Below are 12,717 nucleotides of genomic sequence, written 5' to 3' on the forward strand. Positions count from 1 at the left end.
GTGACGGCGGGGTCGAACGCGGGCTCGAAGGCGGGGTTGACGGCATGGTGAAGGCGGCGGCGCAGACCCGGTCGAAGGCGGGCAAGTCCCCGTTCCAGTGCTCGGAGTGCGGCTGGACGGCGGCCCGCTGGGTCGGCCGGTGCGGCGAGTGCCAGGCGTGGGGCACGGTCGCCGAGGCCGGCGCGCCGAAGTCCGCGCGGATCACGGCCGGGCCGGTCTCCTCGCCGGCGATGCCGATCGCCCAGGTGTCCGCGATCGAGGCCGAGTCCCGGGCGACCGGCATCGGTGAGCTCGACCGGGTGCTCGGCGGCGGTGTGGTGCCGGGCGCGGTGATCCTGCTGGCCGGCGAGCCCGGCGTCGGCAAGTCGACGCTGCTGCTGGAGGTCGCCGCCCAGTCCGCGCGCAACGGCCACCGCACGCTCTACGTCTCCGGTGAGGAGTCGGCGGCCCAGGTCCGGCTGCGGGCCGGCCGCACCGACGCGCTGGTCGACGAGCTCTACCTGGCCGCCGAGACCGACCTGTCGGCCGTCGTCGGCCAGGTCGACGTGGTCGAGCCGGCGTTCCTGGTGATCGACTCGGTCCAGACGATGGCGCACCCGGAGGTCGACGGCGCCCCCGGCGGCGTCACCCAGGTCCGCGAGGTGACCGGCGCGCTGGTCCGGCTCGCCAAGGAGCGCAACATCGCCGTCGTCCTGGTCGGCCACGTCACCAAGGACGGTGCGATCGCCGGACCACGCATGCTCGAGCACCTGGTCGACGTCGTGCTGGCCTTCGACGGCGACCGGCACTCCGGCTTCCGGATGGTCCGCGCGACCAAGAACCGGTTCGGTCCGTCCGACGAGGTCGGCTGCTTCGACATGGTCGACACCGGCATCGTCGAGGTCAGCGACCCGACCGGGCTGTTCGTGTCCGAGCACTCCGAGCCGGTGGCCGGCACCTGCGTCACGGTGATGATGGAGGGCCGCCGCCCGCTGCTGGCCGAGGTCCAGGCCCTGGTCGGTCCGTCCGCGGCGCCGCAGCCCCGACGGACGACGTCCGGGCTCGAGTCGTCGCGGGTGGCGATGGTGCTGGCCGTGCTCGGCAACCGGGCGGGTCTCAAGCTGACCGACCAGGAGGTGTACGTCGCGACCGTCGGCGGGGTGAAGATCACCGAGCCGGTGGCCGACCTCGCGGTGGCGATCGCAGTCGCCTCCTCGGTCACCGACAAGCCGATCCATCCCGGCCTGATCGCGATCGGCGAGGTCGGCCTGGCCGGCGAGGTGCGCCGGGTCGGCGGGCTGGAGAAGCGACTGGCCGAGGCGGCCCGGCTCGGCTTCACCAAGGCGATCGTGCCCGCCGACGTGCCGAACCGGAGCAAGGACCTCAAGCCGCTGGACATGCAGGCCAAGTACGGCCTGCGCATCTTCGCCGCCGGCGACATCCGCGCCGCCATGCACGCCGCCGGCATTCTCTGACGCCCCGGCGGAAAACGCCGGGGCGCCGGGCACTGCCGTCCGGTCAGCTCTCCGCCGGCGCGTGCACGGTGAGCACCGCACGCTCGTCGAGCAGCCGCGACTCGACCAGCCGGAGCGGGCGGCGGGACTGCCCCTCGGGGAAAAGCCGCTTGCCGCCGCCGAGCAGCACCGGGTGCACCACGACGTGGTACTCGTCGATCAGCCCTTCGGCGGTCAGCGCCGCCGCCAGGGTCGAGCCTCCGGACAGCAGGATGTCCCCGCCCGCTTGCTGCTTGAGCTTCGCCACCTCCGCGACCGATCCGACGACCGTCGTGTTCCAGTCGGCGTCCCGCAGCGTGCTGGAGACGACCACCTTCGGCATCCGCCGCCAGATCGGCGCGAACTCCAGGTCGTGCGGGTGGTCCGAGATCGACTCGGCCTGCGGCCAGAAGCCCGACATCATCTCCCACACCACCCGGCCGTACAGGAACGTGCCGACCTGCTCGTTGAGGCCGATGCCGTGCGCCGACAGGTCGGGCCCCATCTGCGGCCAGTCGAACTCGCCGTGAGGGCCCTCGATGAAGCCGTCGAGCGAGCTGTGCACGTAGTGGAGGATCTTGGCCATGGTGAAAGCTCCTGTTCCGAGGATCGGTGTCGCCCTCTGGTCGGAGCCACCGCCACCACGTTGACATCTCCGGCCCGCGTGTCCCCGATCACATCCCGGGCGAGCGCATGAGACGGGTGCGCACCCCTGGGTTCGGATTTCGTACCCTGGTGGACGGCCCACCCCCTGACCGTGGCCGTCCCTCGGAGGAGCACGCATGACCGGATCCAGAGTTGTCGCCCTCGGCCACTACCAGCCGGAGCGGGTGCTCACCAACGACGAACTGGCCACGATGGTCGACACCAACGACGAGTGGATCCAGAGCCGGGTCGGCATCCGCGAGCGCCGGGTCGCCGCACCCGACGAGCAGGTCGACGAGATGGCCTGGCGGGCCGCCGAGAAGGCGATCGCGAACGCGGGCCTGGACAAGGCCGAGATCGACTACGTGATCGTCGCCACCTGTACGGCGATCGACCGCTCGCCCAACATCGCGGCCCGGGTCGCCGCCCGGCTCGGCCTCGGCCACCCGGCCGCCCTCGACCTGAACACCGCCTGCTCCGGCTTCAGCCACGCGCTCGCGACCGCCGACCACGCGATCCGCGCCGGCGCGGCCGGCAAGGCGCTGGTGATCGGCGTCGAGAAGCTGACCGACTTCACCGACTGGACCGACCGGACGACCTGCGTGCTGGTCGGCGACGGCGCCGGCGCGGCCGTGGTGGTGGCCAGTGACGAGCCGGAGATCGGCCCGGTGGTGTGGGGATCGGTGCCGGAGATGTCGGACGCGGTCCGGATCGAGGGCCGCGACGGCAAGTTCGCCCAGGCCGGGCAGAGCGTCTTCCGGTGGACCACCACCCAGCTGCCGGTGATCGCCCAGCAGGTCTGCGAGAAGGGCGGCGTGACCCCCGAGCAGCTCGGCGGCGTCGTCCTGCACCAGGCCAACCTGCGCATCATCGACCCGCTGGCCAAGCGCCTCGGCGCGGTCAACGCGGTGGTCGCCCGGGACGTGATCGAGTCCGGCAACACCTCGGCCGCGAGCATCCCGATCGCGCTGTCCAAGCTGATCGAACGGCGCGAGATCCCCGCCGGCGCCCCGGTGCTGCTGTTCGGCTTCGGCGGCGGCCTTTCGTACGCCGGCCAGATCATCCGCTGCCCCTGATTTTTGTCCCTTCTGCCCCCTCCGGCCACGGGGACTCGCCGGGACACACCGTCGGGTGTCCACTTTTTCCGGGCGTGCACGCGGAGCCTGTCGCCGGTGGCCGATCGGTGTTCCGCAGCGCCGCAGGGCCCGCGCATCGGCCGCCTGCCACGGGAAATGGGCTTGCACATGTCGGTTGCACGACCAAATGCACGGGCGTCTGCAAGCGCTTTCGCCGCTCCGGCGAACGGAGTGACCGGTCCGGGGACCGTTCGCCCACAGCACGCCGCCGACCCGCATAGACTCAGGGATCGTGGCCCCGAATTCCGACAAGAACAGCACCGATGCCCGGATGCGCGCGACGCTGGCCGCGGTGGCACCCGGTACCGAACTGCGCGAAGGCCTGGAGCGAATCCTGCGGGGCCGCACCGGTGCCCTGCTGGTCCTCGGCCAGGACAAGACCGTCGACTCCATCTCGACCGGCGGCTTCGAGATCAACGTCGAGTTCACCGCCACCGGCCTGCGGGAACTGAGCAAGATGGACGGCGCGATCATTCTCGACCGCGACATGAGCCGGATGCTGCGCGCCGCCGTGCACCTGATGCCGGACCCGTCGATCCACACCGAGGAGACCGGCACCCGGCACCGCACCGCCGACCGGGTCGCCCGGCAGACCGGCTTCCCGGTCATCTCGGTGTCGCAGTCGATGCACATCATCGCCCTGTACGTCGACGACCAGCGCTACGTGCTGGAGGACTCCGGCGCTATCCTGTCCCGGGCGAACCAGGCCCTGGCCACGCTCGAGCGGTACAAGCTGCGCCTCGACGAGGTGTCCGGCACGCTGTCCGCGCTGGAGATCGAGGACCTGGTCACCGTGCGCGACGTGGCCGCCGTCGCGCAGCGGCTGGAGATGGTCCGCCGGATCGCCACCGAGATCGACGGCTACGTGGTCGAGCTCGGCACCGACGGCCGGCTGCTCACCCTGCAGCTGAACGAGCTGGTTGCCGGCGTCGCGGGAGAACGCGAGCTGGTCGTGCGCGACTACCTGCCGCCCGCGACCGGCCGCCGGCCCAAGACCGCGGACGACGTGCTGCTCGAGCTCGACGCGGTCAGCCCGACCGACCTGCTGGACATCGGCCAGGTCGCCCGGGCCCTGCAGCTCGGCGGCGCGGAGCAGCTGGACGCCGCGGTGACCCCGCGCGGTTACCGGCTGCTGGCCAAGGTGCCGCGGCTGCCGGGGGCCGTGATCGACCGGCTGATCGAGCACTTCGGCCACCTGCAGAAGCTGCTCGCCGCCAGCATCGACGACCTGCAGACCGTCGACGGCGTCGGCGAGAACCGCGCCCGGACCGTGCGCGAGGGCCTGTCCCGCCTGGCCGAGTCGAGCATCCTCGAACGCTACGTCTGACCGGCCCGGCGGGCGTTCCGCGGCGCCGGCTCAGACGATGTTGAAGGCCTGCGCGGCCGAGGCCTGTCCGTCGTAGACGGCCTTGGCCACGTAGGTGCCGGGCTTGGCCTGCGGCTGACCGGGCAGGCAGCCCGGCCCCGAGCGGCGCCCGTTCCAGCCCACGACGCTGGTCGCCTGCTTGCCCTTGGCAATCAGAACGGTGGCCCGAGGCACCGACTGCTCGCACTGGGTGGTGGTCCAGATCTGGTCGCTGCCGGAGGTGATGGTGACCGACAACAGGGTGGGGTCGATCGCGGCCTTGCACCCGGACCGGACCGCGGTGAGCCGGACGGCGAAGTTCAGCGTGCCCCCGGCACTGATCGAGCGGACCGCCGGCAGCACGCTCACCCGGACGTCGCGACCGGAGCAGTCCTTCGGCGGCTCGGGCGTCTCCGGGGTGCTCTCCCGGTCCGACGGCGTCCCGGTCCCGTCAGGGGTCTGCGAGGTCCGGGCCGGGGTTTCGGTTCCGCCGCTCGACGGCGTACTGACCGGGTCGGCCACGGCTCCGGCGGTCCCGCCCGGCTGCGGGCCGTTGGCCGCGGTGTTCTTGGCTTCGTCGCCGCCTCCGCCGAACAGACGACCGAGCAGCACCAGCAGGACCACCAGCACGACGAGCAGCAGCCCCCGACGGAACCAGTAGACGCTGGCCGGCAGATGCCCGACCGGACGGAGCAGGCTGCTCATGTCCGCACCTTAATGTCAGGATTGAGCCCGACATGTCAGACTCGCCGCTCCCCCTCGCATCGGCCTTGCACACCCCAGTCCTGAGCTGGTACGCCGACAACGCCCGCACACTGCCCTGGCGTGAGCCCGACGCCGGTGCCTGGGCGGTCATGGTGAGCGAGTTCATGCTGCAGCAGACACCCGTCGCGCGGGTGCTGCCGGCGTACGAGGCGTGGATGCGGCGGTGGCCGAAGCCCGGTGACCTGGCCGCAGAGGCGCCAGGCGAGGCTGTGCGGGCCTGGGACCGGCTGGGCTACCCCCGGCGTGCCCTGCGCCTGCACGCGGCTGCCACGGCGATCGTGGAGCTGCACGGTGGCGAGGTGCCGCGCGATCACGCCGCACTGCTCGCCCTGCCCGGAGTGGGTACGTACACGGCGGCAGCGATCGCGTCGTTCGCCTACGGCCAGCGGCACGCGGTGGTGGACACCAACGTGCGGCGGGTGTTCGCCAGAGCCCTCGCTGGACTCGCTCAGCCGAGCATCTCCCCGACCGCGGCCGATCAGCGGCTGGCGGTGTCGGCTCTGCCCGACGACGAGCCGACTGCGGCGCGCTGGGCGGTCGCGACGATGGAGCTGGGCGCGCTGGTCTGTACGGCGCGGACTCCCCGGTGTGCCGAGTGCCCGATCAGGAGCCAGTGCGCCTGGGTCCTGGCGGGCTCACCCCCGTACGACGGACCGCCGCGCAAGGGGCAGACCTACGAAGGCACCGACCGCCAGGTCCGCGGCCGCCTGCTGGCCGTCCTGCGCGCCGCACCGGGCCCGGTCGCCAAGAACGCCCTCGACGCCTGCTGGCCCGACCAGGTGCAGCGCGAACGCGCCCTGGACGGCCTGGTCGCCGACGGCCTCGTCGACCCGTTCGCTGACAACCAGTACCAACTACCGCAGTAGCCGGGGACCGTGGACACCAAGTGGGGGACCGTGAACACGGCAGAACCTGTGCGCGGTCCCCACTTGGTGTCCACGGACCCGGCGGCCGGCTGAACGCGGGCATGCTCGAGGCCGGCTTCCCGTCAGGGAGAGCCGGCCTCGACGCGGTCGAGCAGGTGCGGCCTGCTCAGTTCTTCTTGCTGTTGGACGTGGCCGGCTCGTCCTCGTCGCCGAGCAGGTCGAGCGGCATCGCCGGGCTGCCGGACAGCGTCGCCAGCATCTGGCGGACGTTGGTCAGCTGCGCGTTGATGCTGTCCCGGCGCTGCGTCGCGGCCGCGAGCTCACGCTCGGACTCGGCGCGGATCCGCTCCGCCTTGTCCTTGGCGGCGGCGACGATCTCCTGAGCCTGCCGGTTCGCGTCGGCCAGCTGCTGCTGGGCGAGACGCTCGGCCTCGGACCGGGCCCGGTCGGCCTCGCGCTGCACCTGGGCGGCGCGGTCGGTGACGGCGGCCAGCTGCTGCTCGGCCAGCGCGGTCCGGGCGGCGAACTCCTGCTCGACCTTGCCCCGGCGCTCGGCCAGGGTGGTCTCGAAGGCGGCTGCGGCCTGGGCGGACTTGGCCCGCTCCTGCTCGTACAGGGCCTGCGCCTCGCTGCGGCGCGCGTTCGCGTCGCGCTCGGCCTCGTCGCGCATGTCGTCGGCCTGGGTCCGCGCCTCCTCCAGGATGCGGGCAGCCTCGGCGTCGACCTCGCTCTTCCAGTCCAGGGAGTACTGCTCGGCCTCCTTGCGGACCTTCTTGGCGTGCGCCTCGGCGTCGGCGACGATCGCCTCGGCGTCGGTGCGGGCCCGGGTGACCAGGTCGCGGGCCTCGTCGTCGGCCAGCGACAGGATCTTCGCCACCCGCTCACCGAACTCGGTGAACGTCGGCGTCCGGTCCTTGTTGTCCTCCTGCGCGGAGATGACGGCCGACTCGGCGGCGTCGGTCCGGGCCTGCAGCTCCTGAACGTGCCGCTGCAGCTGCTCGGACTGCTGCTGCAGCGCGGTCAGCGAGGTGGTCAGCTCCCGTACGTGCTGGTCCACCTGGGCCGGCTCGTAGCCACGCAGAACGGTGCGGAACGGGGTTGGGGCTTCACTGCTCATGTCTTCGGATGCTCACTTCGGTGGGTGGGTGGATCACACATTGTCACTGACAAGGATCTGGCTGTCACGTCCTCATCCTGGTTCCCCCGTGGAACCCTCGCTGGAGGACATTCCACCATCAACGCGGAAGCCTGGTACAGCGAGTGCCTCGATCACACCCGAAAGCTGGGTGAGCTCCTTGGTGATCTCGTCGCGGCGCTGGTTCAGCGCCGCGACCCTCGCCTCGGCGTCGGCGAGAAGCTTTCGGGCCTGGCCGCGCAGCTCGTCGGCGTGGGCGCGGGCCTGCGCCTCGAGCTGCTGGGCCTCGGCCCGGGACTTGCGGATCAGCTCGTGCGACTGACGCTGGGCGTCGGCCAGGTTGTTGGCGGCCCGCTCGCGCAGCACCTGGGTGCTCGCCTCGGCCTCGGCGACCCGGCGGTTCGCCCGGTCGATGATCTCCTTGGCCTCCGCCTCGGCGGTCGCCTTCAGCCGCTCGGCCTTGGCCTGGGCCTGCACGGTCACCCGCTCGGCCTGCTGGGAGGCGGACTCCAGCGCGGCCTCGGCCTGCGCGGTCGCCTTCTGCGCCGCGGCGTTCGCCTGGTTGGTCTGCTCGGCGTTCTGCCGGGCGATCTCCTCCTGGGTCGCCTTCAGCCGGCTGGTCGAGCGGCTGACCACCCGGCGCAGGTGGGCGCGCTTGGTGCGCAGCAGCTCGGCGGCCTCGGCGGCGGCCTGCTCCCGGATCGCCTGCGCCTCGGCCTCGGCGGTGGCGACCAGCTCGTCGACCGTCGTCCGGGTCCACGCGGTCTGCTTCTCGGCCTCGGCCAGCGCCACCTCGGCGGCCTTGTTGGCCTCCTCGACGATGCGCTGCGCCTCGGCGGTCGCCGTCCGCCGGTCGGCCTCGATGCTGTCGACGACCAACTTGGCCTGCGCCCGGGCGTCGGCCATCAGCCGCTCGTTGGCCGCCTCGGCCTCGGCCTTGCGCCGGGCGAGGTCCTCGACCGCCTCGGTCCGCAGCTTGTCGATCTCCAGCGAGATGGCGGCCAGCTTGGCCCGCTCGGTCTCCTCCAGCTCGGCGGTCCGGCGCTCCAGCTCGGCCCGGTTCTCGCCGCGCAGCCGCTCGATCTCCGCGTGCGCCTCGGCGATCTCGGTACGAGCCCGCTCCCGGGCCGCCTCGACCTCGCGCTCGACGGCGCTGCGTAGGTCGTCGGCCTCGGCCTCGGCCCGGGCGATCAGGTCGGCCTCGGTCCGTACGGCGGCCTGCGATACCAGCGCCGCCTGCTCGCCGGCGTCGGCGACCAGCTGCTGCGCCTCACGGCCGGCCCGCTCGACGCTCTGCGCCGCCGCCTCCCGCGCTTCCCGCGCCTCTTCCAGCAGGTCGTCGGCGTCGGCCTTGATCCGGGCCGCCTCGGCCTCCGCCTCGGCAATCGCCCGGGCGGCCGCCGCCTCCGAGGTCGCCTTGAGCTCGTCCACGGCTGCCTGGGTCTCGGCCCGCAGCTGTTCCGCCGCCGCTTCCGACTCGGTCCGCAGCTGCTCGGCCGCGGCCTCGGCGTCGGCCCGTCGCTTCGCGGCCGCGGCCTCGGACTCGGCCGTCAAGGCGGCCGCCGCGGCTTCGGAGTCGGCCTGCAGCTTGGCCGCCGCGGCTTCGGAGTCGGCCTGCAGCTTGGCCGCCGCGGCTTCGGAGTCGGTCCGCAGCCTCCCGGCCGTCGCCTCGGACTCCGTCCGGATCTTCTCGGCGGCGGCTTCGGCCTCGGCCCGGTGCTCGTCGGCGGCGGTCCGGATCCGCTCGGCCTCCGCCTCGGCGTCGGCGATCCGCCGGGCCGCCGCGGCCTGCGACTCGGCGCGCAACGCGTCGGCGGCGCTCTGGGTCTCCGTCCGCAGCTTGTCGGCCGCGGCCTCGGACTCGCTGCGCCGACGGGCCACCTCCTCGGCGACCTCGGCGCGCAACTGCTCGGCGGCCGACTCCGACTCCGCCTTCAGCCGCTCCGCCGTACCGGTCGCGTCGGCGCGCAGCTTCGCCACCTCGGCGGCGGCCTCGTCGCGCAGCCGCTTGACCTCGGCCTCGGTGTCGGCCCGGAGCTTGGCGACCTCCGCGGTCGCGGTCGCGCGCAGTTGCTCGGCCTCGTCGTTCGCCTCGGCCCGGACCCGCTCGGAGGCCGTCTCGGCCTCGGTCCGCAGCTGCTCGGCCGCGCGCTCGGCGTCGGCGAGCAGACGTTCGGCCGACGCGGTCGCGTCCGCGCGCAGCTTCTGCGCCTCCGCCTCCGCGTCGGCGCGGAGCCGCTCGGACTCGGCCCGGACCCGCTCGGCCTCCTGCAGCGCGGTGTCGTTCTCGTACTCCGCCTGCTCGCGCAGGGTGTCCGCGATCCGTTGCGCCCGCTCCAGCACCCCACCCGCTTGCCGCACGCCAAAGGAACCGGCGTCAGCGACCGGTTCCTGGGTCAACGGCAGACGCGGTGCGTCCATGCGACGAGATGATTCCATCTCCGGCCTCCTCTCCAACAGTCCGGGTCCACTTGGAGCAGTCATGCTCTTACAACGAGCCACATGCCGCTAGGGTCTGCCCTCGATTCCGCACCGGCAGCCACGCTGCACGGTCGAGATGAAGGGGCCGGCGCGCACGGGTAACGTCGTTTTATGCCGCTGCGCGATCTTCCCACCGAAGCGAAGGCAGCGGCGGCGCTGCTGCGAGTGGAACAACTGGAGCGCCGCAAGGCCCTGCGACGGCCGCAGTGGCACGCCGCCGTCCTCGCGAGTCTTGCTGTGGCGGCGGGAGTGGCGGTCCTGCTGCCGGCCTCCGCAAGTACAGGCTGTTACCTCTGGCGCGCCAGCACGCAACCAGTGAGCGGCCGTGGTCCGGCACTCGCGCTGCCCGTCGCGATGATCGGCGTTCTGCTCGTGGATCGCTTGTGCACAGACCGAATCGTGGGGCGCCGACAGCTCCGTGGCTGGGCCGCTCTCGGACTGGGGCTCGCCACTGCAGTGAGCTGGACTGGTCTGGTGGTTCAGGGCCGCGAAGGCTGCGCCACCTCACCGGCTGTGATGGGCACGACCGTCTGCGGAGTCCTCGCGACCGTCGTGTGCGCGCACTGGTCCACCGTCGTCCCGAGGGTCGAGCCGCTGCTCCCAGAGCGGCCGGATGTGCCTTCGGACGAACCGCTCCATCAGTCCGAATTGCGGGCAACCTTTGTCCAACTCGGCGGATTGCTCACTCCGGAGCCGCGCCGGCCGACCGCCGTTCAGCTCCTGACCGCGGCCGCCGCGGCACTGCTGCTCCTGTCGACTCTGCTTCCTTGGCGCGAACTGATCGACCCGGTAGCGCTCGGCCCGGCCGGTCCTGAGGCCGGCCTGGTCCGCTCCCAGCTCTGGGAACTCCCCTACGCCACAACCTGGACCATGCTCCTCGCCACCCTGGCCGCCGGCACCCTCGCCGCGACAATCACCGGGGCCGACCTCGTACTGCGCGCTGCCGCTGCCGCCACCGCCTCTTTGGTCACCGCGGGCACGCTGTACGCACTCATCCAGCTTCCGCCACGCCTCCCCGACGGCGTCGGCTACCGCCCCGCCATTGGTCTCTGGACCGCTCTGGCGCTCGCGATCCCCCTGTTACTGCTCGCAGTACTGCTCTCTCTCCGCCGCCCTCGCCACCTCGCAGTGGTCGCCACGTCGGCGTCGATCGGCGTGCTCGCGGGTCTGCTCGCTCCCGACGCCGCAGCGCCGCCGTACGAGCCGGAGGTGGTCGCCGGGGTTCCACATCGCCTGCTCGACCTCAATGGCGGCCAGCTGGAGGACCGGCTGGGAATGCGCGTCGCCATCGGCACGTCCGACCCATTGGACTCCCTCGCCGGCAACCTCGACGGTACGCCGGGCGAGTGGCTGCTCGGCCGGACCGGGTCGGAGGGCTCCACGGTGTTCGCCTACGGCGACGGAGTGGCACTTCCACAGGTCGCACTGAGCCATGGCGTCACCCCGCCCGCACTGCTCGGTGTCTCCGACCACCGGATGCTCTTGTTCGCCGGTGGCGCCGCCAACCACCCTTGGGCCGTCCTGTCCGTCCCACTGAGCCTGGTCACCGCAGACATCAGCCTCAGCCACCGAAACCCCGACGGCACGTACTACGTGACGCCAGGCATCGACGTACTCGCCACCGGCACCGGCCCGGCGTTCAGCCATCGCACTGCGGACCGTTCCGTCGTCATCTGGGCGTCCAACAGCACCTGGCAGATCCCAGCCGACCAACTGCGCGCCGGGCTGAAGCTGAGCGACTTCCTGGTCGCGCCCGGCCCGGGTGCTGCCGGCAACGCGGTCTCCAGTGGTCCCGACGGCACTGTCGCCTGGCGGACCGGCCGGACGGGCCTCGCACTCCGCAGACCGGGCTCTCAGCCGCAGCAGCTCACCGGGATCGCTCCTGCGGGTTGTCCGCTCAGCCGTGACCCGGTCAGCTCGTCAATGACCGTCGAGGCGTTCGCGGTCGACGTGCGAGGCAACCTGTGGCTCAGCAGCAGCACGTCGACGGCCGTGATCACCCCGGACGGCGTACTGCGGCCGCTGCCGCGCAAGACCGCCGGAGTGGAAAGCATCGAGGCCCGGGCTGACGGATCGGTCCTGGTGGGAGTCTCGCCGGGCGGCGGTGACCAGGTGCTGCTCATTCCCGACGCGGCCGCAGCAGCCGCGTCGTACCCGGCTGCCCCCGAGCCGACGTCGCGCTGCGATCGCCGTACGCCCGCGGCCGGCAGTACGCCGTACTGGATGAACGCGGGAGTTGCTGGGCGGGGGCGTCGATGAGCGAGACGCGTGCGCGCCGGCTCGGCGGTGACCCGGCCCAACTGCCTGGGGAGCTTCCTGACGAGGAGCTGCCGCGCAGACTCGACCAGCTCGAGCGCCGGCTCACGGTGGAGCGGCATCGGTGGTTCGCCAGGGCCACACTGCTCGCCGCTCTGCCAGCTGGACTCGCGTTGCTGCTCCCCTGGATCTTCAGCCGTCGACTCGGCCAGACGGTCTGGCAACTCGGCCTGGAGGCGCAGCCGGCTCTGCTGCTGACCTGGCTTGCCGGGCTGGCCGCAGCGGTCGTCGCGCTGTGGGTGCGCCCCGGTCGAGTCGCCCAAGCGGCTGCAGTCCTCACCGGCGTGATCGCACTGCTCTACGTAGCAGGTGGGTGGCAGGCGAACACCGCCAGCGCGCTCAGCGACACCTGGCCAGGTCCAGGGCCAGCGATTGCTGTCGTCACCGGGGTGATCTGGCTCCTCTGCGCGACGGCACACCTGATCGCGGACCGCCAACGTCCCAGCGCACCCGACGACGAAGCGCTCGCCCAGGCCGTCCTTCGTCTTCGCCAGAACCGCTGACGTTCACCCGCGAGAGGGAGGCCAACCCCTCGCAGGACGGAGCCCTCCGAGCC

10 protein-coding genes are annotated in these 12,717 nt (G+C 72.3%); 6 read left to right on the top strand and 4 right to left on the bottom strand.

The window, feature by feature from the left end:
* The first annotated feature begins 44 nt into the window (after nt 1–44).
* Nucleotides 45–1,454 carry a DNA repair protein RadA gene (radA, locus tag KFLA_RS31905; protein ID WP_012923972.1) on the top strand — a complete coding sequence of 470 codons (1,410 nt, stop codon included), beginning with the start codon at nt 45–47 and terminating at the stop codon, nt 1,452–1,454.
* A gap of 43 nt (nt 1,455–1,497) precedes the next feature.
* Here radA and KFLA_RS31910 read toward each other — a convergent pair whose 3' ends face one another.
* Complete coding sequence (locus tag KFLA_RS31910; protein WP_012923973.1) at nt 1,498–2,058, bottom strand: dihydrofolate reductase family protein; 561 nt, start codon at nt 2,056–2,058, stop codon at nt 1,498–1,500.
* A gap of 196 nt (nt 2,059–2,254) precedes the next feature.
* On the opposite strand from KFLA_RS31910, the gene KFLA_RS31915 reads away from it, so the two are divergent.
* Entirely contained in the window at nt 2,255–3,193 is a 939-nt protein-coding gene (locus KFLA_RS31915; RefSeq protein WP_012923974.1) for a beta-ketoacyl-ACP synthase III, read from the top strand.
* Between the two features lie 292 nt (nt 3,194–3,485).
* The gene (gene disA / locus KFLA_RS31920; protein ID WP_012923975.1) at nt 3,486–4,580 is read left to right on the top strand and encodes a DNA integrity scanning diadenylate cyclase DisA; all 1,095 of its coding nucleotides are present in this window, start codon (nt 3,486–3,488) and stop codon (nt 4,578–4,580) included.
* Nucleotides 4,581–4,610: 30 nt separating this feature from the next.
* Here disA and KFLA_RS31925 read toward each other — a convergent pair whose 3' ends face one another.
* Nucleotides 4,611–5,303 carry a hypothetical protein gene (locus KFLA_RS31925; protein ID WP_012923976.1) on the bottom strand — a complete coding sequence of 231 codons (693 nt, stop codon included), beginning with the start codon at nt 5,301–5,303 and terminating at the stop codon, nt 4,611–4,613.
* Nucleotides 5,304–5,335: 32 nt separating this feature from the next.
* On the opposite strand from KFLA_RS31925, the gene KFLA_RS31930 reads away from it, so the two are divergent.
* Nucleotides 5,336–6,229, top strand: a complete 894-nt coding sequence (locus KFLA_RS31930; RefSeq protein ID WP_012923977.1) for an HhH-GPD family protein — start codon at nt 5,336–5,338, stop codon at nt 6,227–6,229.
* Nucleotides 6,230–6,395: 166 nt separating this feature from the next.
* Here KFLA_RS31930 and KFLA_RS31935 read toward each other — a convergent pair whose 3' ends face one another.
* A complete protein-coding gene (locus KFLA_RS31935) occupies nt 6,396–7,346 on the bottom strand; it encodes a DivIVA domain-containing protein (RefSeq protein WP_012923978.1) in 951 nt (316 codons plus the stop codon).
* Nucleotides 7,347–7,418: 72 nt separating this feature from the next.
* Complete coding sequence (locus KFLA_RS31940; RefSeq protein WP_202797048.1) at nt 7,419–9,785, bottom strand: kinetoplast-associated-like protein; 2,367 nt, start codon at nt 9,783–9,785, stop codon at nt 7,419–7,421.
* A 738-nt stretch (nt 9,786–10,523) separates the two neighbouring features.
* Here KFLA_RS31940 and KFLA_RS31945 point away from each other — a divergent pair.
* Together KFLA_RS31945 and KFLA_RS31950 are read left to right on the top strand one after the other, a co-directional pair.
* Nucleotides 10,524–12,104 (top strand): hypothetical protein, encoded by a 1,581-nt coding sequence (locus KFLA_RS31945; protein ID WP_148256786.1) that lies wholly within the window; start codon nt 10,524–10,526, stop codon nt 12,102–12,104.
* Nucleotides 12,101–12,664, top strand: coding sequence for a hypothetical protein (locus KFLA_RS31950; RefSeq protein WP_012923981.1), 564 nt, complete (start codon nt 12,101–12,103; stop codon nt 12,662–12,664). Before KFLA_RS31945 ends, KFLA_RS31950 begins: the two co-directional genes overlap by 4 nt.
* The last annotated feature ends 53 nt before the right edge of the window (nt 12,665–12,717 follow it).

It is taken from the genome of Kribbella flavida DSM 17836 (assembly GCF_000024345.1).
GTDB lineage: Bacteria > Actinomycetota > Actinomycetes > Propionibacteriales > Kribbellaceae > Kribbella > Kribbella flavida.